The following is a 23,411-nucleotide window of genomic DNA, read 5'->3' as shown; positions in this document are numbered from 1 at the left end:
CAGGTCAATAGGTCTGGACCACTCTGGCACGCACTGATTTCGCGTCCGGCTAGATCCCCAACTCCTGCGCCAGCACGGCAGCTTGCACCCGGCTGCGCAGTTCCAGCTTCCCCAGCAACCGGCTGACGTGCGTCTTCACCGTCGCCTCGGCCATGTCGAGCCGTGCGGCGACGTCCGCGTTGGACAGCCCCTCACCCAGACACGACAGCACCTCGCGTTCCCGCCGGGTGAGACGCTCCAGGACCGCCGGATCGGCCTTCGGCTCCCGTGCGGGCCCGGCGGCGAACTCGGCGATCAGCCGCCGGGTGACGGCCGGGGCGACGATGCCCTCGCCGCGCGCGACCGTGCGCACCGCCTCGATCAGATCCCGCGCCTCGGTGTTCTTCAGCAGGAACCCCGACGCCCCCGCCCGCAGCGCCCCGAACACGTACTCGTCCAGGTCGAAGGTGGTCAGCACCAGCACATCGGCGAGCCCCTCCGCGACGACCTTCCGGGTCGCCGACACCCCGTCCAGGCGCGGCATCTGAACGTCCATCAGCACCAGATCGGGCCGCAGCTCCCGGGCCAGCGCCACCGCCTGCTCGCCGTCGGCCGCCTCGCCGGCCACCTCGATGTCGGGCGCGCTGCCCAGGATCAGCACCAGGCCGGCCCGGACGGCGGACTGGTCCTCGGCGACGAGGACGCGGATCATTCACTGTCTCCTTCGGTCACGGGAAGCGTGGCGCGGACGGCCCAGACCTTGCCGTCCGCGGAGTCCTCGGGCCCGGCCTCCAGCGTGCCGTGCAGCAGGCCGGCCCGTTCCCGCATGCCCACCAGCCCGGCGCCGGACCCGGGGGCGCGCGGGCCGCCCCGGTCGCCGCAGGGGCTCACGACCCGCACATCGAGGACCCCGTCCCGGCGGGCGAGCGTCACGGTGACACGGCCCGGCCCCGCGTGCTTGAGCGCGTTGGTCAGGGACTCCTGCACGATGCGGTACGCGGCCAGCCCGACCGGTGCCGGGACGTCCGCGGGGGCGTCGCCGTCCGGGCCGGCGTCGAGGCCGACGTCGAGCCCGTTGGCGCGGGCCGAGTCGACCAGCGCGCCCAGGCCGTCCAGGGTGGGGGTCGCGGCGGGCTCGGTGTCGCCGCTGCCGTCGCGCAGGATCCCGATCAGACGGCGCATCTCGGCCAGACCCGCCACGCTGTTCTCCCGGATCACCCGGAGGGACTGCCGGGTGGTGGCGGGCTCGTCCAGGGACAGGGCCGCGGTGGAGTGGATGGCGATCGCGGACAGATGGTTGGCGACCATGTCGTGCAGCTCGCGGGCCATCCGCGCGCGTTCGGCGGTGACGGCCTGGACGCGGTCCATCTCGGCCAGCAGCGCGGTCTGTTCGGCGCGCAGCCGGGCCGCCTCGGCGGCGTCGCGGTGCGTGCGCACGATCAGGCCCGTGGCCGCGGGGGCGAACGCCACCACACCGACGGCCACCCCGATCAGCAGCGCCTCCGGCACCCGCCACAGCGCGTACGGCACCGCCGCCCCGGCCACCGACAGCAGCGCCGTCACCCGGGGGATGCGGCGGGCCGCGGCGGGGGTGCCGTACAGGACGGCGGCGTAGATCACGTCCGTGAACATCACGACGGTGGACAGGTTGCCCTGGGTGAGCGTGTCCCCGGCGATCGCGGCCGTCGCGACCAGCAGCGCCGACTGCGGGGCGATACGGCGGAACAGCTCGCAGCCCGCCATCACGGCCAGCGGCACCAGGATCGGCCAGCGGCCCGGCCACACCACGGGCGGTTCGTGGCCCCGCTGCATGCCCAGTCCGATGCCCCACAGCAGCAGCCCCCCGAGCAGTCCGGCGACCGCGACGACGACGTCGAAACGGCTGGGACGGGGGAGCGCGCGCGGCATGACCTCATCCAACACCGACGACGGGGCCCGCGCGTGCATCCCGGGAAGGGTCCCGCACTGCATCTTTCGATGTAGCGGCGATTCGTCACCGGCGACGACGAAAGCGGCCGGTGCGGCAGCGAGCCTGGAAGGGTGAACGAGAGGAGCGAGCCGTGATCGTCGGACTGATCGTCGCCTGCGAGGTGGCCTTCTGGGCGCTGCTGGCCGGGGGCCTGTCCTTCCGCTACCTGCTGCGGATGCCGCGGGCCGGCCTGGCCCTGCTGCTGTGCGAGCCGCTGCTGGAGGTCCTGCTGTTCACCGTCACCGCGATCGACCTCAAGAACGGGGCGGAACCCGACTGGAAGCACGGCCTGGCCGCCGTGTACATCGGCTTCACGGCCGGACTCGGCCACTCCACGATCCGCTGGGCCGACGCCCGCTTCGCCCACCGGTTCGCGGGCGGCCCGCCGCCGGTGCGGCCGCCGAGGTACGGAACCGCCCGCGCGGTCCACGAGTGGAAGGTCGCGGCCCGCTGGATCCTCGCCGCCGTGGTCGCCACGGCGCTGCTCCAGGCCGCCGTCTGGTACATCGACGGGGACGGCGACACCGGCTCCCTGCGGGCCTGGCAGCAGCGCATGCTCTGGGTGATCGGCATCAACCTCGTCATCGCGGCGAGCTACACCCTGTTCCCCAAGCGGGAGAAGGCCCTCTAGGGGGTCAGCGCTCCCCGCCCGGGACCCACAGGACGTCGCCGGTCTCCTTGTTGGCCGTACGGGCCAGGATGAACAGCAGGTCGGACAGCCGGTTGAGGTAGGTGGCCGTCAGCGGGTTCATCGCCTCGCCGTGCACCTCCAGCGCGGCCCACGTCGAACGCTCCGCCCGCCGTACGACGGTGCACGCCTGGTGCAGCAGCGCCGCGCCCGGCGTGCCGCCCGGCAGGATGAACGAGCGCAGCTTCTCCAGCTCCTCGTTGAAGCGGTCGCAGTCCGCCTCCAGACGGTCGACGTAGAACTGCTCCACCCGCAGCGGCGGGAACTCCGGGTTCTCCACCACCGGCGTCGACAGGTCCGCGCCCACGTCGAACAGGTCGTTCTGCACCCGGGTGAGGACCGTCACGATCCCCTCCTCCAGCCCGCCCAGCGCGATCGCCGTGCCGATGACCGCGTTCGCCTCGTTGGCGTCCGCATAGGCGGAGATGCGCAGGTCGGTCTTGGGGACCCGGCTCATGTCCCCGAGAGCGGTGCTGCCCTTGTCGCCGGTCCGCGTGTAGATGCGCGTCAGATTGACCATGAGGCCAGGGTAGTTACGGCCCGTGCCCCCCACCGGTGTGATGTCCGTCATTTGAGACGTGACGCGCATTACTTACCGGTCACACAGCGCCTCACGCCCGCTAGTGTCCGCCGAGAGCAAACGTAAACAGCGTGTATGCACACAAGGGGAGTCGGAGTGGCACGGAAGCTTGCCGTCATCGGGGCCGGTCTCATGGGTTCCGGCATCGCCCAGGTCTCCGCGCAGGCGGGCTGGGAGGTCGTCCTGCGGGACGTCACCGACGAGGCCCTCACGCGCGGCACCGACGGCATCAAAGCCTCGTACGACAAGTTCGTGAGCAAGGGCAAGCTGGACGCGGCCGACGCCGAGGCCGCCCTCGCGCGCATCACCACGACGACCGACCTGGACGCGGCCGCCGACGCGGACGTCGTCGTCGAGGCGGTCTTCGAGAAGCTGGAGGTCAAGCACGAGATCTTCCGCGCCCTCGACAAGATCGTGCGCCCGGAGACCGTGCTCGCCTCCAACACCTCCGCCATCCCGATCACCAAGATCGCGGCGGCCACCGAGCGCCCCGAGCGGGTCGTCGGCGTCCACTTCTTCTCGCCGGTGCCGATGATGCAGCTCGTCGAGCTCGTCCGCGGCTACAAGACCAGCGACGAGACCCTCGCCACCGCGCGGGAGTTCGCCGAGTCGGTCGGCAAGACCTGCATCGTCGTCAACCGGGACGTCGCCGGGTTCGTGACCACCCGGCTCATCTCCGCGCTCGTCGTCGAGGCCACCAAGCTCTACGAGTCCGGTGTCGCCACCGCCGAGGACATCGACCTCGCCTGCCGGCTGGGCTTCGGCCACGCCATGGGCCCGCTGGCCACCGCGGACCTCACCGGCGTCGACATCCTGCTGCACGCCACCGGCAACATCTACACCGAGACCCAGGACGAGAAGTTCGCTCCGCCGGAGCTGATGCGCCGGATGGTTGACGCCGGTGACATCGGCCGCAAGAGCGGGCAGGGCTTCTACAAGCACTGAGATCGACCGGCGCCGGAACCGCACACACCTCGGACGTGTCACACCTCGGGGTGAATTCGGTATCGGTTCGCTCACGGACGGCAACCTCTGCCGCCTCAACCCCGTCAGAGGTTGCAACCGTGGCTTGCACAGCGCAGCACCACACCCATCGCATCGCGGAGCACGAGACGCACGCACAGGAGCGCATATGTACATCAGGGGCGACCACGCCGAGGTGGTCGTCGGGGGCCGCCTCGACGTCCGCACCGCGGCGGACGCCCGTACGGTCCTGCACTCGGCCGTCGACGACGGAGCAGGCGACCTGATCCTGGATCTGTCCGAACTGGACTCCTGGGACGCCACCGGACTCGGCGTGATCATGGGTGCTCACCGGCGGGCCGGCCGCTGCGGCCGCCGCCTGGTGCTGCGCGGCGTACCGCCGCAGATGCAGCGCCTGCTGGTGGCCACCCGGCTGCACCGGATCCTGGCGATCGAGGGCGGCCTCGGCGTGGAGTCGCTGCCCCGGGTGTGACCCGGCCGCGGACCCGCCACGGCACGGCCGCGGCGGCCAGGAACGGGACCGTGGGGCGACCGGACACCCGACGCGGGGCGGTGGGACGTCCGGTGCGAGATTCCGGGGCACCCGATACGAGGCGGCGGGACGGACCGTGTGAAGCGGTGGGCCGACCTGCGCGAGTCGGAGAAACGCCCGCGCGAGGCGGCGCAGCCCCCGATGTGAGGTGGCGGAGCGCCCGCGGGGCGGCGGGACGTCCGGTGCGAGTCTGCGGGCACCCGGCGTGGGAGCGCCGGGCCTGAGGCGGCGGAGCGCCCGCGGGGCGGTGGGACGTCCGGTGCGAGTCTGCGGGCACCCGGCGTGGGGCGGACCGTGTGAGGCGTGGGAGCGCCGGGCCTGAGGCGGCGGAGTCGGCCTCGGGGCGGTGGAGCGTCAGACTTGAGACGGCGGGACAACCCGGGCAGGGCGAGGGAAGGCCCGGGCGGGGCCGTGGAGCGCCGGTCTCGGGCCGCGGGGTGGCGGGACGGACCGCTTGAGGCGGTGGAGCGTTCGGGCGGGGCGTCGGTCTCGGGCCGCGTGAGGCGGTGGAGCGTTCGGGCGGGGCGGGGGAGCGCCGGGCCTGAGGCGGTGGAGCGTTCGGGCGGGGCGGGGGAGCGCCGGGCCTGAGGCGGGGGAGCGCCGGGCGGGGCGGGGGAGCGCCGGGCCTGAGGCGGGGGAGCGCCGGGCGGGGCGGGGGAGCGCCGGGGCCGGGGTGGCGGGACGGGGCGCGCGGGGTGGCGAAACGCCCGACGTTCCCAATCATCACGAGACCATGACGTCTCGGGCGGGGTGGCCCCCCGGGCTGTCGGAGATACTGACCGAAGGTTTACGGTTCGACTGCCCGCCGCCAGAAACCCGCCGACGGGTACCGGACCAGAAGCGACAGCGCAGTGTGCAGCAAGGCCGGGAGGGGCTACCGCCACACGACGCTTTTGGGGGGCTTGACACCTATGGACCCGAACAGCCGGGGACCCGAGGACCAGGGCCACGACAGCGCCGGCCAGCCGCCGCGCCAGCGCCCGCCCAGGGATCCCCTGACACCCGACCTGAGCCAGCACACGCCCACGCAGGTCCGCATGGTGCAGCTCGTCTCCGGCGAGTACCTGCTCACCGTCAATCCCGTCGACGGCAGCGAGATAGAACTCTGCCCGCCGACCGAGCGGCCCGCCCCGCCCGAGAAGCTCACGGCCGCCGAACGCGACGACGTGGTCCGCGCCGCCGCGCCGCCGGCTCCGTCCGGCCCGGCCCGCCCCGAACTGCCTCTGCTGGGCCGCCAGGACGAGCACGAACGGCTGGTCCGGCTGCTCGCCCGGGGCCGCTCGGTCCGCCTCACCGGCGCCGCCGGGTCCGGCCGCACCCGTCTGCTCGACATCGTCGCCGCGGACTGCGCCGACCTCGCCCCCGACGGAGTCGTCCGTCTCAGCGGCTTCCGCCGCACCGCCGACGACCTCCTCCACGATCTCTTCCACGCCGTCCACAGCGCGCCCCTGCACCGGCTCGACCGTGCCGAACTGCTCGACGCCGTCGGGGAGATCGGCGCCGTCGTCGTCCTCGACGACCTGGAGTTCGGCGGCGCCGCCCTCGACACCCTGCTGGACGCCACCCCCGAGTGCGCCTTCCTCCTCGCCGCGACCCCCGAGGTGCCCGCGCCGTCCGCCGACTGCCCCGTCGAGGAGGTCTTCCTCGGCGGCCTCGACCGCGCCGGCGGACTCCAGCTGCTGGAGTCCGCCGTCGGCCGCACCCTCTCCGAGGACGAGGCCAACTGGGCCGGCGACCTGTGGTTCGAGTCCGAGGGCCTGCCCCTGCGGTTCGTCCAGGCCGGCGCCCTGCTGCGGCAGCGCGACCGGCTGCGCGCCGGCGCCGACGCCCTCGACGAGTACGGTGTCTTCGAGCCCGAGGTGCCCGTCGAGGACGCCGTCCCCGGCGAACCGCCGGCCGGCGAGGACACCCCCCTGCCCTCCCTCGCCGAGGGGGCCGCGCCCGCCGCGCTGCTCGCCTCCCGGCTCACCTCCTCCGCCCGCGCCACCCTGCGCTTCGCCGTCGCCCTCGGCGGCGAGGTGCCGCACCAGGCCCATCTGCCCGCCCTCGTCGGCGACACCCACGCCGACGCCGCCCTCGGCGAGCTCCTCGGCTGCGCCCTGGTCTCCCCGGTCGGCGCCCGCTACCGGCTCGCCGCCGGAGTGCTGACCCAGCTGGAGGCCGCCGGCTACGCCGACGACAGCGATGTCCGCGCCCTCAGCGCCGCCCGGCACTACGCCTGGTGGGCCGGACATCCCTCGGTCACCCCCGAGCGGGTCTGCGCCGAGGCCGACGCCGTGCTCGCCGCGCTGGGTGTGCTGGTGCCCGTCACCACGGTCCCGCCCGAGGACGAGGAGAGCCCGGCCGTCGAGCTGGCCCGCACGGCCGCGCCCGCGTTCGCCGCCGGACTCAACTGGAGCGCCTGGGAGCGGGCGCTGCGCTCCGGCGCCGAGGCCGCCCGGCTCGCCGGAGCCGTCTCCGAACAGGCATGGTTCCACCACGAGCTGGGCGTCCTCGCGCTGTGCGGCGGACAGCTCGACCGTGCCCGCGCCGAGCTGGAGGCGTCCATCGCGCTGCGCGGTGTCCTCTCCGACAAGCGCGGCACCGTCACCGGCCGGCGCGCGCTGGCCCTGGTCGACGACCGCTCCGGCACGACCCCCGGCGCGGGAATCCCGGCGGTCGCCCCGGTGGCCGCGCCCGGCACGGTGCGGCCGGTGCTCGCCCTCGGCGCGAGCGCGGAGAAGGAGACGTCCGACGCCCGTCGCGGGGAGTCCGGGCCGCAGTCCGGCGCCGCCGCCCCGCTCGCCCCGTTCCCTCCGCTCCAGCTGTCCGACGACGTCTCCGCGCTGGTGACCGACCGGGCCCCCGAGGGACCCCGGCCGCAGCGGGTCTTCCCGCGCGGGCTGCGCGGGCTCGCCCGGCGCAACCTGGCCGCCGCGGGGGCCGGCGCGCTGCTGGTCGCCGTCCTCGGTACGGTCGTCACCCTGGGCGCCACGTCCGACAACGATCCCGAGAGCCCCTCGAACCGGGTGGGTGTCAACCCGTCCGCCCGTCAGGACGAGGGCGACGACGGCCTGGGCGCCGAGAAGGCGGAGGACGACTCCGCGGACGGCGACACCGGCACGGCCACCAGCCGGCCCACCGAACCGGGCCCCGACGGCAGCCTCGGCACGACCGACGACCCGGCCCCGACTGCCGCCACCGGCCCGGCCGAGCCGTCGGACACCCCTAGCGGTTCCCGGCAGCCGACGGCCGAACCGTCGGTGTCCACGACCAAGTCGCCGACCCGCAACCCGACGCCCCGTCCGTCGACGTCCACGTCCCCGAAGCCCAGCGACACGGACACGTCCTCGCCGACGCCCACGGAGTCGCCGACGACCAGCCCCACCCCGGACCCGTCGACCAGCCCGTCGACCTCCGACAGCGCCAGCGGCCCGGCCACGTCCAGTGCGTCGGCGGGCGCCTCGGAGTCCGGTGCGGAAGGCACCCCGAGCGGTTCGGCCGGCGTCATCTGACGCCCGGCGGCACGCGTCAGGGCCGGGTCCCCGCGGGGAGACCCGGCCCTGGCAGCCGTACGGAGCGGGACGTCCGGCTCAGAAGAGCCGCAGCTTGTCGTCCTCGATGCCGCGCAGGGCGTCGTAGTCGAGGACCTGGCAGCCGATGCCGCGGTCCGTGGCGAGGACACGGGCCTGCGGCTTGATCTCCTGCGCGGCGAAGACGCCCCGTACCGGCGCGAGATGCGGGTCGCGGTTCAACAGCTCCAGGTAGCGCGTGAGTTGCTCGACCCCGTCGATCTCGCCCCGCCGCTTGATCTCCACGGCGACGGTCCGCCCCTCGGCGTCCCGGCACAGGATGTCGACCGGGCCGATCGCGGTCATGTACTCGCGGCGGATGAGGGTGTAGCCCTCGCCCAGGGTCTCGATGCGGTCGGCGAGCAGCTCCTGGAGGTGCGCTTCCACGCCGTCCTTGATCAGGCCCGGGTCGACGCCGAGTTCGTGCGAGGAGTCGTGGAGGACTTCCTCCATCGTGATGATCAGTTTCTCGCCCGCCTTGTTGACGACGGTCCACACGCCTTCGTCGTCGCCCGTGCCCTCCTTCAGGGTGCAGGGCGGCGACATCCAGTTCAGGGGCTTGTAGGCCCGGTCGTCGGCGTGGATCGAGACGCTGCCGTCCGCCTTGACCAGGATCAGGCGGGGCGCCGAGGGCAGGTGGGCGGTGAGCCGGCCGGCGTAGTCGACGGAACACCGGGCAATGACGAGACGCATGGTCCGCAACGCTACTCGACGGGCAGGGGTGCACGCGATTCGCCCCAGATAGCTCCTGTTCATTCGTGGCCGATTGTGCGCACACCCGCGGTTCCCTATGTGCGCATTCTCCTGGTGCCGTCACCGTCTGTTGCCTACCGTATTAAACGGGAGGTTGCGAAGTGTGTACGCAGCGTGTCGAGATCCGCGAACTCCCTTACCTGTCCGGCAACCCCTGCTTCGTCGGGGGTGCGAGAGGAGAACCCATGTCGCTCGACGTCTCACCGGCCCTACTCGAACAGGCCGAGCGAGGCGAGGTCGACGAAGCTGCCTTCGTCGACTGCGTCCGGACCTCCCTGCCCTATGCATGGCAGATGATCAGCTCTCTGGTGGCCCAGCTGAAGGTGGACGGCGGACAGTTCGCCGACAACCAGACGCCGCCGCCGGACGAGCAGGCACGTGGTCAGCTGCTGCGTGCGCTCGCGAGTGATGCCATACGCGGTGCGCTGCAGCGGCACTTCGGTGTGCGCCTGGCCTTCCAGAACTGCCACCGGGTGGCGGTGTTCCCGCTGGATCCGTCGGTCGACGAGACCCTGGCCCGATTCACCTCGCCCCGCAACCAGTTGCTGAACCAGTCCCCGGAGCTGCGGGACTGCTGAGGCGGCTGTACGGCCCCGCTTGCCGCTCCGTACGCGGGAGGTGCGCTGTGCGCCGGAGCGGCAGGCAGCCGACGGGTCACGGCGGTTCAGCGCAGGTGCGGCAGCACCTCGGCGCCGAGCCGCCGCACGTTCTCCTCGGTGGACGCCAGATCGCCCGAGCCCTCGACCAGGAGGGCGAACCGGGAGACACCCGTGCGCTCCGCGGTCGCGGCCAGCCGGTCCGCGCACAGCCGCGGCGTGCCCACCGGGTGCAGTCCGCAGAGCAGTTCGGTGTACGCGAGAGGGTCGCGCATCCGGCGTGCGCGGCCGTCGACCGTCATGTGCGCGTCGAGCCCCTGCTTCAGCCAGCCCGGCATGGCCTTCAGCAGGGTCTCCGCCGCGTCCGTGCGCCGGTCCGCGATCTGGCAGACACCGGCCGACACATGGCCCGCGTCACGGATCTCCTCCGGGGAGCGGCCGGCCGCGCGCGCGAACTGCCGCCACAGAGAGACCATCTCGGCCTTTTCCTCGTCCCCGACGTGCATGCCCAGCAGCATCGGCAGCCCGCGCTCGGCGGCCAGCCGGACGCTCGCCGGGGAGGTGCAGGCGACCAGCACCTCGGGTCCGGCGCCGTCCGTCAGCGACTCCGACGGCCGCGGCACGACGGGGACCTCGCGGAAGGCGAAGCGCTCACCGGCCGCCGACACCGAGGGCTCCCGCAGCCAGCTCAGCAGCAGATCGAGTGATTCCGGGAACCCCTTCTCGTACGCCTCCAGGCCCGCGCCGAACACCTCCAGATCCACCCAGGGGCCCCCGCGTCCCACACCCAGCGAGAAGCGCCCGCCGCTCGTCAGATGCAGCAGCGCGGCCTGTTCGCCGAGGGCCACGGGGTGGGTGGTGGGCAGCACGCTCACCGCCGTGCCGACCCGGATCCTGCGGGTGCGGCCGAGCAGCAGCGCGGCCAGGGTCACCGCGGACGGGCATGTGCCGTACGGCACGAAGTGGTGCTCGGCCAGCCAGACCGCGTCGAGTCCGGCCTCCTCGGCCACTTCCGCCGAGCGCACCGCACGGTGCAGTGCCTCCCCCTGGCCCTGCCCCGGGAACTGGGCGGCCAGCACGAAACTTCCTACGCGCATCGCATTTCCTGCTTCCTCGGCCCCGACATGGAGCTCCCCCACCCGGCATAACCGTCTGACACGTGCCGAGGACACGGCCTGACGGAGTAATTTGCGGATTGTCTGCGGAATGGGTGCCCGGGGCGGGGACTTGCGGGCACGCCGCCCTCCGGGTGCCCCTTCGTCCGCCGCGTACGCTGGACACGGACCGTGCTTCCTGTATAGCCCCGTGAGGTGTTCTGTGTCCCCGCGTCGCAACCGACCCAAGGGTGGCGAATCCGCGTCCGGCCGCGGCGCCGAGGACGACCGGCCGGGCCGCTACGGCGGTTGGGAGTCGTCGGTGGACTGGCAGGGCGAGGACTGGACCGTGCGGCATGTGGCGGGTGCGAGCACCGAGGGCAAGACCTACCGCTGCCCCGGCTGCGACCAGATGATCCCCTCCGGTGTCCCGCACGTGGTGGCCTGGCCCGCGTACGCCGGCGTGGACGACCGGCGGCACTGGCACAAGGCGTGCTGGAACGCACGGGACCGCCGCACCACACGGGTGCAGCGGTCCCGGAACGCGCCGAAGTTCTAGGCCCTCAGGGGCTCACACGTCCCGGCGCTCCAGCAGGGCGTAGGCGCCGGCGAAGGCCACGCCGCACGCCACGAGCATGATCCACAGCGGGTCCCAGCCCGAGGGGCCGGACTCGGTGAGGGAGTTGGAGTAGAAGACGCTGAGCTGGTTCGGGATCGAGTACTCGAACAGGGCCTGGCGCAGGTCCTCCAGCGACTCCGAGAACATGAACAGGGCGATCACCAGCGGGGCCAGCACGGCCGCGATCATGATGGTGATGGCGCCCGCCGAGTGCCGGATGACCGAGCCGATGAGCAGCGACAGCAGGCCGAGCAGGGCGAGGTAGAGCGAGACGCCGACGGTGCCCTTGAACCACTCCGCGCCGGTGGGCTCACGGGCGTCGCTGACCATGCCGACCTGGGCGACGGCGACGAGGCAGCAGGAGACCAGCGTCACCACGAACGCCAGCGTGAAGAACACGATCGACTTGGCGGCGAGCACCCGGCCCCGGCTGGGGCAGGCGGTCATGGTGGTGCGGATCATCCCGGTGCCGTACTCGGAGGCCGTGGTGAGCACGCCGAGCGTGATCAGGCACATGTTGCCGAGCAGCAGCCCGAAGAAGCCGAGACCGAGGGGGTTCTCGTCACCGAGCCCGGCGTCCTCGGAGTTGGACACCAGCAGGCCGGTCAGCAGCCCGATGCCGACGACCAGCACCAGGAACACACCGAGCGTCCAGATCGTCGAGCGGACCGACTTGATCTTCGTCCACTCGGAGGCGATCGCATGCCCGAGGTGCGTGCGCACCACGGGGATGGGCGAGGTGTAGGCGTTGTACGGCGCAGCTGCCGGCGCCTGCGGCATCGGGGGCTGGGGCGTGCTCATCGGACGTCCTCGGGCTTGTTCGGGGCGGCGGAGGGAGCGGGCGCCTGCGGCGCGGCGGGCGGGGCCACGGGGGCGGACGCCTGCGGGGCCGGAGCGCCCTGCGGCGCGGGCGCCTGCGGGACACCGGCTCCCGGAGCGCCGGGAACCGGCGCCGGGTCCGCGTACGGTCCGCCGGCCGGCGGCTGGGCCTGGAGGTAGGGGTTCTCGCCCTGCGGCACGGTGAGGGGCATGCCGCCCTGCTGGGGCGGCGGCGGGGCGTACCAGCCGGGCTGGCCCTGGCCGGGCACCGGCATCGGCGGCTGGGCACCGGGCGGCAGCGGCTGCTGGAGGCCCGCCTTCTGGTCGATGCTCGACCGGTAGTCGACGGCCCCCTGCGTCATCCGCATGTACGCCTCCTCCAGGGACGCCTGGTGCGGCGAAAGCTCCCACAGCCGTACGCCGGTGTCGTGCGCGATGTCGCTGATGCGGGGGAGCGCCAGCCCGGTCACCCGCAGGGCGCCGTCCTGCTCGGGCAGCACGTGCGCGCCCGCCTCGGTGAGGGCGGAGCCCAGCTTCTCGCGCAGCTGCGGCTCGGTGTCCGGGGTGCGCACCCGCGCGAAGCCCGCGGAGTTCGCGGCGATGAAGTCCTGCACGCTCATGTCGGCGAGGAGCTGGCCGCGTCCGATCACGATCAGATGGTCGGCGGTCAGCGCCATCTCGCTCATCAGGTGCGAGGAGACGAAGACCGTACGGCCCTCGGCGGCGAGCGCCTTCATCAGGTTGCGCACCCACAGGATGCCCTCGGGGTCGAGGCCGTTGACCGGCTCGTCGAAGAGCAGCACCTGGGGGTCGCCGAGCAGCGCGGCGGCGATGCCGAGGCGCTGGCCCATGCCGAGGGAGAAGCCCTTGGACCGCTTCTTCGCCACGTCCTGCAGGCCGACCACGCCGAGCACCTCGTCGACCCGCCGGGCCGGGATGCCGGACAGCTGGGCGAGGCTGAGCAGGTGGTTGCGGGCCGCGCGGCCGCCGTGCACCGCCTTGGCGTCGAGCAGGGCACCGACCTGGCGGGGGGCGTTCGGCAGCTTGCGGTAGGGGTAGCCGCCGATCGTCACCTGCCCGGAGGTGGGGTTGTCCAGGCCGAGGATCATCCTCATCGTGGTCGACTTGCCCGAGCCGTTCGGCCCGAGGAAGCCGGTGACGGCCCCTGGCCGCACCTGGAAGGAAAGATTGTGTACAGCGGTCTTGTCGCCGTAGCGCTTCGTCAGGCCGACTGCCTCGATCATGCTCCGCACCCATCGAAAGGTTCAGGACAGCGGGGCACACGCCCCCGTAAGGGTTAGGAGGATATCGAGGCGCTGACGGTTCCCTTCAAGCGCGGGTAAAAAACCTCCGGAGGTCGGCGTTCCTAGGCGTCCCGGCGCTTGAGGAGGACGTAGCCGCCGAGCAGCGCCGCCGCGACCCACAGGGCCATGATCCCGAGGCCGCCCCAGGGGCCGTAGGGGGTGTCGTCGTCGACCGGCCGGACCACCTGCATGATCCTGCTGCCGGCCTGGTCGGGCAGATAGCGGCCGATCTTCTTCGTCGCGCCGACGTTGCCGAGGATGTTGGAGATCAGGAAGAAGAACGGCATCAGGATGCCGAGGGAGAGCATCGGCGAACGCAGCATCGCCGCGACGCCCATGGAGAACATCGCGATCAGGGCCATGTACAGCCCGCCCCCGAGGACCGCCCGCAGCACACCCGCCTCGTCGATCGACGCCTTCAGCGAGCCGAGCATCGACTGGCCCAGGAAGAACGTGGCGAAGCTGGTGACCATGCCCACGGCCAGGGCGAGCCCGGTGGCCACGGCGACCTTGCTGAACAGGAAGGTCGCCCGCTGCGGCACGGCGGACAGCGAGACGCGGATCATGCCGGTGCTGTACTCGTTGGACACCACCAGCACCCCGAACACGATCATCGCCAGCTGGCCGAGGCTCATCCCGGCGAAGCTGATGAAGGTCGGGTCGAAGGAGAGCCGGTCGCGTGCGCTGAGGTTGTCGAACTCGTTCTTCGACAGCGCCGCGATCAGCATCCCGAGCGCGACGGTGACCACCACCGACAACGAGAGCGTCCACACCGTGGACGCCACCGACCGGATCTTGGTCCACTCGGACCGGATGACCTGTGCGGCCGCCATGCTCAGCCCCTCTTCCAGCCGTCGCCCCACTGGCTCTCCCGCACGGGTGGAGGAGGCGTGGTGTCGGTGTGCGCGTGGTACTCGACGGACTCCGCCGTCAGCTGCATGAACGCCTCCTCCAGGGATGCCTGCTGCGGACTCAGCTCGTGCAGCACGAGCTGGTGCTGCGCGGCCAGCTCGCCGATCCGCTCGGGCTTTCCCCCGTCGACCTCCAGCGCCCCGCTGCCCGACTCCACCACCGTGATCCCGGCCCGGTGCAGCACATCGAGCATCCGCTCGCGCTGCGGCGTACGGATCCGGACGTAGGTGCGCGAGTTACGGGCGATGAAGTCGGCCATCGAGGTGTCGGCGAGCAGCCGGCCCTGGCCGATGACGACCAGATGGTCGGCGGTCAGTGCCATCTCGCTCATCAGATGGGAGGAGACGAACACCGTGCGCCCCTGCGCGGCCAGCGACTTCATCAGATTGCGGATCCAGTGGATGCCCTCGGGGTCGAGGCCGTTCACCGGCTCGTCGAACATCAGGATCCGCGGGTCGCCGAGCAGCGCGGCCGCGATGCCGAGCCGCTGTCCCATGCCCAGCGAGAACCCCTTGGCCTTCTTGCGGGCGACCGCGGTGAGACCGACCGTGTCCAGCACCTCGTGCACGCGGTCCGCGGGGATGCCGTTGCTCTGCGCCAGACACAGCAGATGGTTGAAGGCACTGCGCCCGCCGTGCACCGCCTTGGCGTCCAGCAGTGCTCCGATGTACTTCAGCGGGTCCTTGAGCTGCTCGTAGCGCTTGCCGTCGATACGCACGTCCCCGGCCGTCGGCCGGTCGAGACCCAGCAGCATCCGCATGGTGGTGGACTTGCCGGCTCCGTTGGGTCCGAGGAAGCCCGTGACGATGCCCGGTCTCACGGTGAAGGTCAGATGGTTGACCGCCACCTTCTCGCCGTACCGCTTGGTCAGCCCGTCGAGCTCGATCATGCGGCCACGCTAGAACGGGACAAAGCCCCCTGCCACCGGAGTGGCAGAGGGCTCGTCAGCTGTTCGGCGGATCGATGCCGGAACGTTACCGGGACTGCTGCGCCGGGACCCCGCGGGAGATCGGCTCGTCCTCGGCCGGGGTGCCGGCCGCGGCCACCGCGGCGCCGGTGAGCGTCGCGAGCATCTCGCGGACGTTCGTCAGCTGCGCGTTGATCGAGTCGCGGCGGTTGGTCAGAGCGGCCAGCTCACGCTCCGACTCCGAACGGATACGGTCGGCCTTGGCATTGGCGTCGGCCACGATGTCCTCGGCCTGGCGCTGGGCGGTCTCCACCGTCTGGCGGGCGCGGCGCTCGGCGTCGGTGCGCAGCTTCTCCGCCTCCAGGCGCAGCTGCTCCGCGCGGTGCTCGATCTCCGCGAGGCGCTTCTCGGCCTTGGCCTGACGGGAGGCCAGGTCGCGCTCGGACTGCTCGCGGCGCTTGGCCAGGTTGGTCTCGAAGTCGGCGGCGGCCTGCGCGGCCTTCGCACGGGTCTCCTCGAAGAGCGCGTCGGCCTCCTCGCGCTTGGACTGGGCGTCCTTCTGCGCCTCGGAGCGCAGCTGCGAGGCGTCGCTCTTGGCCTTCTCGACGATCCGGACGCCCTCGTCCTCGGCCTTGGCCTTGCGCTCGGCGGCGAAGGACTCGGCGTCGTTGCGCACCTGCTGGGCCGCCGACTCGGCGAGCTCACGGTGCTGCTCGGCCGCCCTGCGGGCCTCCTCGCGCAGGTCCTTGGCCTCTTCCTCGGCCAGGCGCAGGATCTTCTCGACGCGCGCACCGAGACCGGCGTAGGACGGCTCGGCGTCGCTCACCTGGGCCTGGGCGTTCTGCGTCTCGAGGTGGAGTTCCTCGATGCGCTTCTCCAGGGCGGTGATGCGCGTGAGAGCGCTGTCACGGTCGGAGACGAGCTTGGAGATACGTTCGTCCACCTGAGCGCGGTCGTATCCACGCCGCACAAGCTCGAAGCCGTAGGGGGAAGTGTCGCTCATGGGATTCCTGTCGAATGAGACCGGTGAGGTGATAGGTGGAATCCTAGGGGTCGGAACGGTGTGTCATCGAGCGGATGCGTGTTTGATCTGGAGAATGACACCTCTTTTGGGTGGCTGACCCGCGGATCGCTTGCCAAGTCTTGGGCAAAGGTCCCAGAACACACCGGAACCACCCCTTCTGGCTAGCCGTCCGAGGACTTGCCACCCGAACGAGGCGCTCCGACCGTGGCGCCGGCCTTGACGCCTCCGTCCTTGCCGGACGAGGGGGTCTCGAAGGACTCGAGCGCCTCCAGGACGTCCTGGACACGGGAGATCTCGGTGTTGATGTCCTCGCGCCGGCGCACCAGGACCTCCAGCTCCCGCTTCCCCTCCTCGACCGTGTTCCGGGCCTCGCGGATCGCCTCGGCCTTGAGCTCCTCGGCCTCCCTGATCAGCGTGGCCTTCTTCAGCTCGGCCTCCTTCAGCAGCCCCTCGGCCTTCTTCACCGCGGCGATGCGCACCTTGCCCGCCTCGGAGCCGGCGTCCGAGACCATCTCCTTGGCCTTCGCCTCGGCCTTGGCCAGCTGCTCCTCGGCGGCCTTGATCAGCGCGTCGCAGCGGTCGCCGGTCGACTTCATGGTCTCCGCGGCCTCGCGGCGGGCCCGCTCGTGCAGATCCTCGATCTCGCTCGTGATGCGGTCGCGCAGCTCCTCCGCGCGCTCCCTTATCGACGTCGCGTCCCGGCGCGCGCCGACCAGCAGCTCGTCGGCGTCCGCACGGGCCTTCTCCACACGGCTGTTGCCCTCGATGGTCGCCTCGGAGACGATCCGGTCGGCCTCCGTACGGGCCGCGCCCACCATGGTGTCGGCCTGCGACTCCGCGTCCGCGGTGGTCTTCAGCGCCTGCTGCTGGGACTCCGTGAGCAGCTTGTCGGCCTCGGCCGCGGTCTCCGTGATCAGCGTGTCGACCTGCTCGGCCGCCTCCGAACGCCGCTTGTTGGCGTCCTGGCGGGCCTCGTCCAGAGTGCGCTCGGCCTCCTCGCGCGCGGCCGCGGTGACCCGCTCGGCCTCCCGCGCGGCCTCCTCGCGCAGCCGCCCGGCCTCCGCGCGCAGCCGCTCGGCGTGCTGCTGCGCCGAACCGACCGTCTCCGCGGCCTCGGCACGCAGCCGCTCCGCGTCGCCGGTCGCGTCCGTGATCAGCTGGTCGGCGGCGGCCGTCGCCTCCGCACGGACCCGGTCGGCCTCCGCCACCGTCTCCGCGGTGAGCCGGTCGGCCTCCTCCCGGGCCTCGGCGCGCACCCGCCCGGTCTCCGCGGCCGTCTCGGTCGTCAGCCGCTCCGCCTCGCTGCGGGCCTCGGTGATGAGGGTGTCCGCCTGCGTCGCCGCGTCCGAGCGGATGCGGTTGGCGTCCTCGCGGGCGTCCGCCCGGGTACGGCTCGCGTCCTGATCGGCCTGCGCGATGGTGTCCGACGCCTCCGTGCGCACCCGCTGGGCGTGCTCGGAGGCGTCCGAACGCAGCCGCTCCGCCTCGGCGATCGCCTCGCCCATGGTGCGCTCGGCGAGCGCCCTGGCGGCCTCCGCCTCCTCGGCGGCCTCGCCGCGCACCCGGGACGCGTCCCCGGAGGCCCGCTCCCGCTCGGCGTAGGCGTCGGCGCGGACCCGGTCCGCCTCCTCCTCGGCCTCCCGCCGGGTACGGTCCGCCGCGTGCTCGGCGGCCGAACGCAGCCCGGTGATCTCCTCCTGCGCCTGCTCGTGCAGTCCCGACACCGACTCGCGCACCTGATGGGCGTGCTGCTCGGCGGCCGACACCATCTCCGTCGCGCGCCGGTCGGCCTCCTCGACCAGGCGGGTCGCCTCGGTCTGCGCCTCCTCCACGCGGTTGCGCGCGCTGGCCAGCAGCTCCTCGCTCTGCTCGCGGGCCCGCTCGCGCTCCTGGTCGGCCTCCTGCCGGGCCGAACCCAGCAGCTCCTCCGCCTCGCGGCGGCGCCGTACGGCCTCCTCCTGCGCGGCGGCCAGCGTCTCCGACGCCTCCGTGCCCAGCCGCTCGGCGGCGGCCTGCGCCTCGTCGCGCATCCGGTCGGCGCTCTCCTGCGCCTCCACCCGCAGCCGCTCCGCCTCGGTGGCGGCCTCGGTGCGCAGCCGTACCGCGACGGCCTCGCCCTCGGCGCGGGCGGCCGACACATCGGCGGCGGCCTCGTCGCGCAGCCGCTCGGCCTCGGTCTCCGCCTGCTGCCGGAGCGTACGGATGCGCTCGGCGGCCTCGTCGCGCAGCCGCTCGGTCTCCTCGGCGGCCTCGCGGCGGATCCGCTCGGCCTCCTCCCGGGCCTCGGTCAGCGCCTGCTCGGCGGAGGCGAGACGCTGCTCGGCCTCCGTGTGCAGCCGGGTCAGCTCCTCGGCGGCCTCCGTCTGCCGGGCCGCGACCGCACGCTCGGTCTCCTCGCGCAGCTCCAGCGCGGCCCGCTCGGCGTCCGCGCGGATGCCGTCGGCCCGCTCCACGGCCTCCTCGCGGTGCCGGTCGGCCTCCGCGCGGGTGCGCTCCAGGGTCTCCTCGGCCTGCCGGCGCAGCGCGGTCGCGCGCTCGATCGCCTCGGTGCGGACCTTCTCGCTGTCCGCGGTCGCGGTGCGGCGCAGCTCGTCGGCGTCGGCCTTGGCCTTGGCCAGCAGCTCCTCGGCGGACTTGGCGGCCTCCTCGATCTGCGCCACCGCCTCACGGCGGGCCTCCGCGCGGATCTTCTCGCCCTCGTCGACCGCGTCGGAGCGCAGCTGCTCGGCCTCGCCGCGCAGCCTGCGCGCCTCCTCCTGGAGCTCGACCGTCTTGGCCCGGTACTCCTCGGTGTCGTCCTTCGCCGCGCCCTTGAGGTGCTCGGCGGTGTCGTGCGCCTCGGCGCACAGCCGGTCCGCCTCGGCCTCGGCCTCCCGGCGGATGCGCTCGGCCTCCTCGGTGGCGGCCCGCGTGGTCTGCTTGGCCTCCTCGGACGCCTTGTTCAGCACGTCCTCGGCGGTCCTGGCCGCCTTCGACAGCTGGGTCGCGCTCTCCTCGGCGGTGAGCGTACGGGCCTTCTCCGCGGCCTCCGCGAGGACCTGCTCGGCCTGTGCACGGGCGTCGGCGAGCTGCTGCTCGGCCTCCGCCCGGGTGGTCTCGGCCTCCTTGGTGGCCTCGCTGACCAGCCGGGCGACCTGCTCCTTCGCCGTGCGGGTACGGGTCTCGTTGGCGGCCTCGGCGTTGGCGAGGGCCTTGGCGGCGGCCTCCTTGGCCTCCACGACGAGCTTCTCGGCCTCGTTCTGCGCCTTGCGCAGCGCCTCGTCGGCCTCGGCGATGCGCTGTTCGGCGGCACGGCTCAGCTCGGCGGACTGGCGGCGGGCCGCGTCGGACTCGGTCGCCGACGACGAGCGCAGCTGCTCGGCGTGGTCGGTGGCCTCCTGGGCCTGGGTGGACGCCGCGTTCAGCAGCCGCTCGGCGTCCGCGCGGGCCCGGCGCAGGATCTGCTCGGCCTCCGAGCGGGCCGTCTCGGCCTCGGACGTCAGCCGCTGCCGGGCCTCCCCGGTCAGCCGCTCGGCCTCCGTGCGCGCGGTCGCCATGGCCTGCTCGGCCTCGGTGCGGGACTCCTCCAGCAGCCGGCGGGCCTGGGTCTCGGTGCGGGCGCGCAGCTGCTCGGCCCACGCCACGTTCTCGTTGACGTGCGACTCGACGGTCTGACGGCGTTCGGCCAGTTCCTGGTCGAGCTGCTGGCGACGGGTGACCGCCTCCTGGTGCAGCTCGGCCTGGAGCCGGGCCGCCTGCTCGGCGTGCTCCTGGAGGATCCGCTGGGTCTGCGCCCGTGCCTGACCCAGCTCCCGCTCGGCGTCCGAGCGGATCTGGTCGGCCTGCATCTGCGCGTTGCGCAGCAGCTGCTCGGCCTGGTAGCCGATGTCGGCGTTGTCGTAGGCGGGCCTGGTCATCAGGGTGCGGCGCGCCTCGTGCAGCTTCGCGCGCAGCACCTCGACCTGGTAGCCGAGGTCCTCGGCGTGCTGGATCGCCTTTTCCCGCTCGGTCTTCAGCCGCTTCATCTCGGCCTCGAACCGAGAGAGGTGGTCGACGTCAGCCGCCGGCTCTCGCTCCTGGCTCTCGTAGCCCCGCACTGCGCGGTCCCATCCGTCCCCTGGTCGCAAGTCTCTCCAAACGAGCTCCGTCCACCCGCCGGACGGGGCCCCCGGGGAATGGTGTCAGATCAACGGCGGAGCTTGGGCTGCTGCCCGCTCCCGTCCCCCGAAACCCGGACCCCGGCGTGCGGCCGCCCGCGCATGCCCGGGCGACCGCACCCAACCCTACCGGCCCATATGTACGGGGGTCAGTGCTCAGGGGACTCAACGGCCGCCGAAGTGACCAGTTCTGTCAGTACACCGTGACAATCCTTGGGGTGCAGGAAGGTGATCCGTGACCCCATGGAGCCGCGTCGGGGCTCTTCGTACAGAACGCGTACGCCCTTGTCCTTGATGTCCGCGGCGTCCGTGTCGACGTCCGCCGTACCGAAAGCGATGTGGTGGACACCCTCGCCGTTCTTGGCGAGCCACTTGGCGACCGTGGAGTCCTCACGGGTCGGTTCCAGCAGCTGGAGGTACGAGGCACCGCCGTCGGACGTATCGTTGATCTTGAGCATGGCCTCACGCACGCCCTGCTCCTCGTTGACCTCGGAGTGGAACACTTCGAAGCCGTAGGTGGCCCGGTAGAACTCGACGGTCTTGTCGAGGTCGAAGCAGGCGATCCCGATGTGGTCGATTCGCGTCAGCATGGAACTCAGTGGAGCGCTCCTGAGATGGTTACGCAACGTGCGCGCGATCACACCGACGGCCCGGTGACGGGCGCGATACCGCTAAGTACATTCGAGTAAACCCTCGTTCACTCCTCGGCTGTGCAGCCGGTAAGGGGATCGCAGCTCATGTCTTCTGCAACGAACGGCACGACGTCCGTCATCGTCGCGGGTGCCCGCACCCCGATGGGGCGGCTGCTCGGCTCGCTGAAGTCCTTCTCCGGAGCCGACCTCGGCGGCTTCGCGATCAAGGCCGCCCTCGACCGTGCGGGGATCGGCGGCGACCAGGTGCAGTACGTGATCATGGGCCAGGTGCTCCAGGCCGGGGCGGGGCAGATCCCGGCGCGCCAGGCCGCGGTGAAGGCCGGCATCCCGATGAACGTCCCGGCGCTCACGATCAACAAGGTGTGCCTGTCCGGCCTCGACGCCGTCGCGCTGGCCGACCAGCTGATCCGCGCGGGCGAGTTCGACATCGTGGTCGCGGGCGGTCAGGAGTCCATGACCAACGCCCCCCACCTGCTCCCGAAGTCCCGTGAGGGCTTCAAGTACGGCGCCGTCGAGATGCTCGACGCCATGGCGCACGACGGTCTGACCGACGCCTTCGAGAACATCGCCATGGGCGAGTCCACCGAGAAGCACAACACCCGTCTCGGCATCAGGCGCCCGGAGCAGGACGAGATCGCCGCCCTGTCCCACCAGCGGGCCGCCGCCGCGCAGAAGAACGGCCTGTTCGAGGCCGAGATCACCCCGGTGGAGATCCCGCAGCGCAAGGGCGAGCCGGTCGTCTTCAGCAAGGACGAGGGCATCCGCGCCGAGACCACCGTCGAGTCCCTCGGCAAGCTCCGCCCGGCGTTCGCCAAGGACGGCACCATCACCGCCGGCACCTCCTCGCAGATCTCCGACGGCGCCGCCGCGGTGGTCGTGATGAGCAAGGCCAAGGCGCTGGAGCTGGGCCTGGACTGGATCGCCGAGATCGGCGCCCACGGCAACGTGGCCGGCCCGGACAACTCTTTGCAGTCGCAGCCGTCGAACGCGATCCTGCACGCCCTCAAGAAGGAGGGCCTGGAGGTCTCGGACCTCGACCTGATCGAGATCAACGAGGCGTTCGCGGCCGTCGCGGTGCAGTCGATGAAGGACCTCGGCGTGTCCACGGACAAGGTGAACGTCAACGGCGGCGCCATCGCCCTCGGTCACCCCATCGGCATGTCCGGCGCCCGGATCGTGCTGCACCTGGCCCTGGAGCTGAAGCGGCGCGGCGGCGGTGTCGGCGCGGCCGCGCTGTGCGGCGGCGGCGGTCAGGGCGACGCGCTCATCGTGCGGGTGCCCAAGGTCTGACGCCGCTCTTTCACCGACCCCTATCGACAACGGGAGCTGTGATGCAGGACGTCCCCACGCTGGTGGCCCAGGCCAGAGAGGGCCGGCCACGGGCCGTGGCGAGGCTGATCTCCCTGGTGGAGGGGGCGTCCGGGCAGCTCAGGGAGGTCATGGCGGCACTCGCCCCGCTGGCGGGCAACGCCTACGTCGTGGGGCTCACCGGATCCCCGGGGGTCGGCAAGTCCACGTCGACCTCGGCGCTGGTGACCGCGTACCGCAAGCAGGGCAGGCGGGTCGGCGTCCTGGCCGTCGACCCGTCCTCGCCGTTCTCCGGCGGAGCCCTGCTCGGTGACCGCGTCCGGATGTCGGACCACGTCTCCGACCCCGGCGTCTACATCCGCTCCATGGCGACACGCGGCCACCTCGGCGGTCTCGCGTGGGCGGCGCCGCAGGCCATCCGCGTCCTGGACGCGGCCGGCTGCGACGTGATCCTCGTCGAGACCGTCGGCGTCGGCCAGTCCGAGGTCGAGATCGCCGCCCAGGCCGACACCAGCATGGTGCTGCTCGCCCCCGGCATGGGCGACGGCATCCAGGCCGCCAAGGCGGGCATCCTGGAGATCGGCGACGTCTACGTCGTCAACAAGGCCGACCGCGACGGCGCCGACGCCACCGCCCGCGAGCTGAACCACATGCTCGGGCTCGGCGAGTCCCGTGCCCCCGGCGACTGGCGCCCGCCGATCGTCAAGACCGTCGCCGCGCGCGGCGAGGGTGTCGACGAGGTCGTCGAGGCGCTGGAGAAGCACCGGGCGTGGATGGAGGAGCACGGTGTGCTCACCGAGCGCCGTCTGGCCCGCGCCGCCCACGAGGTGGAGACCATCGCGGTCACCGCTCTTCGCGAACGCATAGGGGATCTGCACGGCGACCGCCGTCTCGGGGCGCTGGCCGAGCGGATCGTCGCGGGCGAGCTGGATCCCTACCGGGCGGCGGACGAACTGGTGGCCGGACTCACCGAGAGCTGACGCCGTCCCGGCCCCAGCCGCCG

The 23,411-nt window shown here is 72.5% G+C and carries 20 protein-coding genes; 8 read left to right on the top strand and 12 right to left on the bottom strand.

Annotated features, from left to right (window positions below):
• Positions 1-49 precede the first annotated feature (49 nt).
• Positions 50-691: a response regulator gene (locus ACIQGV_RS16340; protein ID WP_402495125.1), complete on the bottom strand. Its 642-nt coding sequence runs from the start codon at positions 689-691 to the stop codon at positions 50-52.
• The gene (locus ACIQGV_RS16335; protein ID WP_402495123.1) at positions 688-1,887 is read right to left on the bottom strand and encodes a sensor histidine kinase; all 1,200 of its coding nucleotides are present in this window, start codon (positions 1,885-1,887) and stop codon (positions 688-690) included. The genes ACIQGV_RS16340 and ACIQGV_RS16335 overlap by 4 nt, the downstream gene beginning before the upstream one ends.
• A gap of 152 nt (positions 1,888-2,039) precedes the next feature.
• Between ACIQGV_RS16335 and ACIQGV_RS16330 the strand changes: the two genes are divergently transcribed.
• Positions 2,040-2,579, top strand: a complete 540-nt coding sequence (locus ACIQGV_RS16330) for a hypothetical protein (RefSeq protein WP_402495120.1) — start codon at positions 2,040-2,042, stop codon at positions 2,577-2,579.
• Between the two features lie 4 nt (positions 2,580-2,583).
• Here the strand turns inward: ACIQGV_RS16330 and ACIQGV_RS16325 are convergent, their stop codons facing one another.
• Positions 2,584-3,156, bottom strand: a complete 573-nt coding sequence (locus ACIQGV_RS16325; protein ID WP_402495119.1) for a cob(I)yrinic acid a,c-diamide adenosyltransferase — start codon at positions 3,154-3,156, stop codon at positions 2,584-2,586.
• Between the two features lie 156 nt (positions 3,157-3,312).
• On the opposite strand from ACIQGV_RS16325, the gene ACIQGV_RS16320 reads away from it, so the two are divergent.
• The 3 genes from ACIQGV_RS16320 to ACIQGV_RS16310 all read left to right on the top strand — a co-directional run bounded on the left by ACIQGV_RS16320 (position 3,313) and on the right by ACIQGV_RS16310 (position 8,226).
• Positions 3,313-4,161 (top strand): 3-hydroxyacyl-CoA dehydrogenase family protein, encoded by an 849-nt coding sequence (locus ACIQGV_RS16320; protein ID WP_402495117.1) that lies wholly within the window; start codon positions 3,313-3,315, stop codon positions 4,159-4,161.
• A 187-nt stretch (positions 4,162-4,348) separates the two neighbouring features.
• Positions 4,349-4,672 carry an STAS domain-containing protein gene (locus ACIQGV_RS16315; protein ID WP_402495115.1) on the top strand — a complete coding sequence of 108 codons (324 nt, stop codon included), beginning with the start codon at positions 4,349-4,351 and terminating at the stop codon, positions 4,670-4,672.
• Between the two features lie 971 nt (positions 4,673-5,643).
• The gene (locus tag ACIQGV_RS16310; RefSeq protein WP_402495113.1) at positions 5,644-8,226 is read left to right on the top strand and encodes an ATP-binding protein; all 2,583 of its coding nucleotides are present in this window, start codon (positions 5,644-5,646) and stop codon (positions 8,224-8,226) included.
• 78 nt (positions 8,227-8,304) lie between these two features.
• Here the strand turns inward: ACIQGV_RS16310 and nucS are convergent, their stop codons facing one another.
• Positions 8,305-8,976, bottom strand: a complete 672-nt coding sequence (gene nucS, locus ACIQGV_RS16305; RefSeq protein ID WP_402495111.1) for an endonuclease NucS — start codon at positions 8,974-8,976, stop codon at positions 8,305-8,307.
• Positions 8,977-9,221: 245 nt separating this feature from the next.
• Between nucS and ACIQGV_RS16300 the strand changes: the two genes are divergently transcribed.
• On the top strand, positions 9,222-9,614 hold the full coding sequence (locus ACIQGV_RS16300; protein ID WP_402495109.1) for an SCO5389 family protein: 393 nt from the start codon (positions 9,222-9,224) through the stop codon (positions 9,612-9,614).
• An 86-nt stretch (positions 9,615-9,700) separates the two neighbouring features.
• Here ACIQGV_RS16300 and ACIQGV_RS16295 read toward each other — a convergent pair whose 3' ends face one another.
• The gene (locus ACIQGV_RS16295; RefSeq protein WP_402495107.1) at positions 9,701-10,729 is read right to left on the bottom strand and encodes an LLM class flavin-dependent oxidoreductase; all 1,029 of its coding nucleotides are present in this window, start codon (positions 10,727-10,729) and stop codon (positions 9,701-9,703) included.
• A gap of 220 nt (positions 10,730-10,949) precedes the next feature.
• Between ACIQGV_RS16295 and ACIQGV_RS16290 the strand changes: the two genes are divergently transcribed.
• Positions 10,950-11,285, top strand: coding sequence for an ATP/GTP-binding protein (locus tag ACIQGV_RS16290; protein ID WP_402495105.1), 336 nt, complete (start codon positions 10,950-10,952; stop codon positions 11,283-11,285).
• A 12-nt stretch (positions 11,286-11,297) separates the two neighbouring features.
• On the opposite strand, the gene ACIQGV_RS16285 is transcribed toward ACIQGV_RS16290, so the two are convergent.
• From ACIQGV_RS16285 to mce, 7 genes are all read right to left on the bottom strand, one after another.
• Positions 11,298-12,146: an ABC transporter permease gene (locus ACIQGV_RS16285; RefSeq protein WP_402495103.1), complete on the bottom strand. Its 849-nt coding sequence runs from the start codon at positions 12,144-12,146 to the stop codon at positions 11,298-11,300.
• Positions 12,143-13,408, bottom strand: coding sequence for an ABC transporter ATP-binding protein (locus ACIQGV_RS16280; RefSeq protein WP_402495102.1), 1,266 nt, complete (start codon positions 13,406-13,408; stop codon positions 12,143-12,145). The genes ACIQGV_RS16285 and ACIQGV_RS16280 overlap by 4 nt, the downstream gene beginning before the upstream one ends.
• A gap of 122 nt (positions 13,409-13,530) precedes the next feature.
• Positions 13,531-14,301 carry an ABC transporter permease gene (locus ACIQGV_RS16275; protein ID WP_402495100.1) on the bottom strand — a complete coding sequence of 257 codons (771 nt, stop codon included), beginning with the start codon at positions 14,299-14,301 and terminating at the stop codon, positions 13,531-13,533.
• A 2-nt stretch (positions 14,302-14,303) separates the two neighbouring features.
• Entirely contained in the window at positions 14,304-15,269 is a 966-nt protein-coding gene (locus ACIQGV_RS16270; RefSeq protein ID WP_402495099.1) for an ABC transporter ATP-binding protein, read from the bottom strand.
• A gap of 85 nt (positions 15,270-15,354) precedes the next feature.
• Positions 15,355-16,290, bottom strand: coding sequence for a cellulose-binding protein (locus ACIQGV_RS16265; RefSeq protein WP_402495097.1), 936 nt, complete (start codon positions 16,288-16,290; stop codon positions 15,355-15,357).
• A 182-nt stretch (positions 16,291-16,472) separates the two neighbouring features.
• On the bottom strand, positions 16,473-20,387 hold the full coding sequence (scy, locus tag ACIQGV_RS16260) for a polarized growth protein Scy (RefSeq protein WP_402495094.1): 3,915 nt from the start codon (positions 20,385-20,387) through the stop codon (positions 16,473-16,475).
• Positions 20,388-20,596: 209 nt separating this feature from the next.
• A complete protein-coding gene (mce, locus tag ACIQGV_RS16255) occupies positions 20,597-21,037 on the bottom strand; it encodes a methylmalonyl-CoA epimerase (RefSeq protein WP_402495091.1) in 441 nt (146 codons plus the stop codon).
• A gap of 147 nt (positions 21,038-21,184) precedes the next feature.
• Here mce and ACIQGV_RS16250 point away from each other — a divergent pair, with 147 nt between their 5' ends.
• Together ACIQGV_RS16250 and meaB are read left to right on the top strand one after the other, a co-directional pair.
• Positions 21,185-22,390: an acetyl-CoA C-acetyltransferase gene (locus ACIQGV_RS16250; RefSeq protein ID WP_402495089.1), complete on the top strand. Its 1,206-nt coding sequence runs from the start codon at positions 21,185-21,187 to the stop codon at positions 22,388-22,390.
• Between the two features lie 41 nt (positions 22,391-22,431).
• Positions 22,432-23,388: a methylmalonyl Co-A mutase-associated GTPase MeaB gene (gene meaB / locus ACIQGV_RS16245; RefSeq protein ID WP_402495087.1), complete on the top strand. Its 957-nt coding sequence runs from the start codon at positions 22,432-22,434 to the stop codon at positions 23,386-23,388.
• Positions 23,389-23,411 lie beyond the last annotated feature (23 nt).

The organism is Streptomyces sp. NPDC093094, assembly GCF_044754345.1.
Taxonomy (GTDB): domain Bacteria; phylum Actinomycetota; class Actinomycetes; order Streptomycetales; family Streptomycetaceae; genus Streptomyces.
The sequence above is the reverse complement of the archived record's forward strand: the minus strand, read 5'-3'. Positions and strand labels throughout refer to the sequence as shown.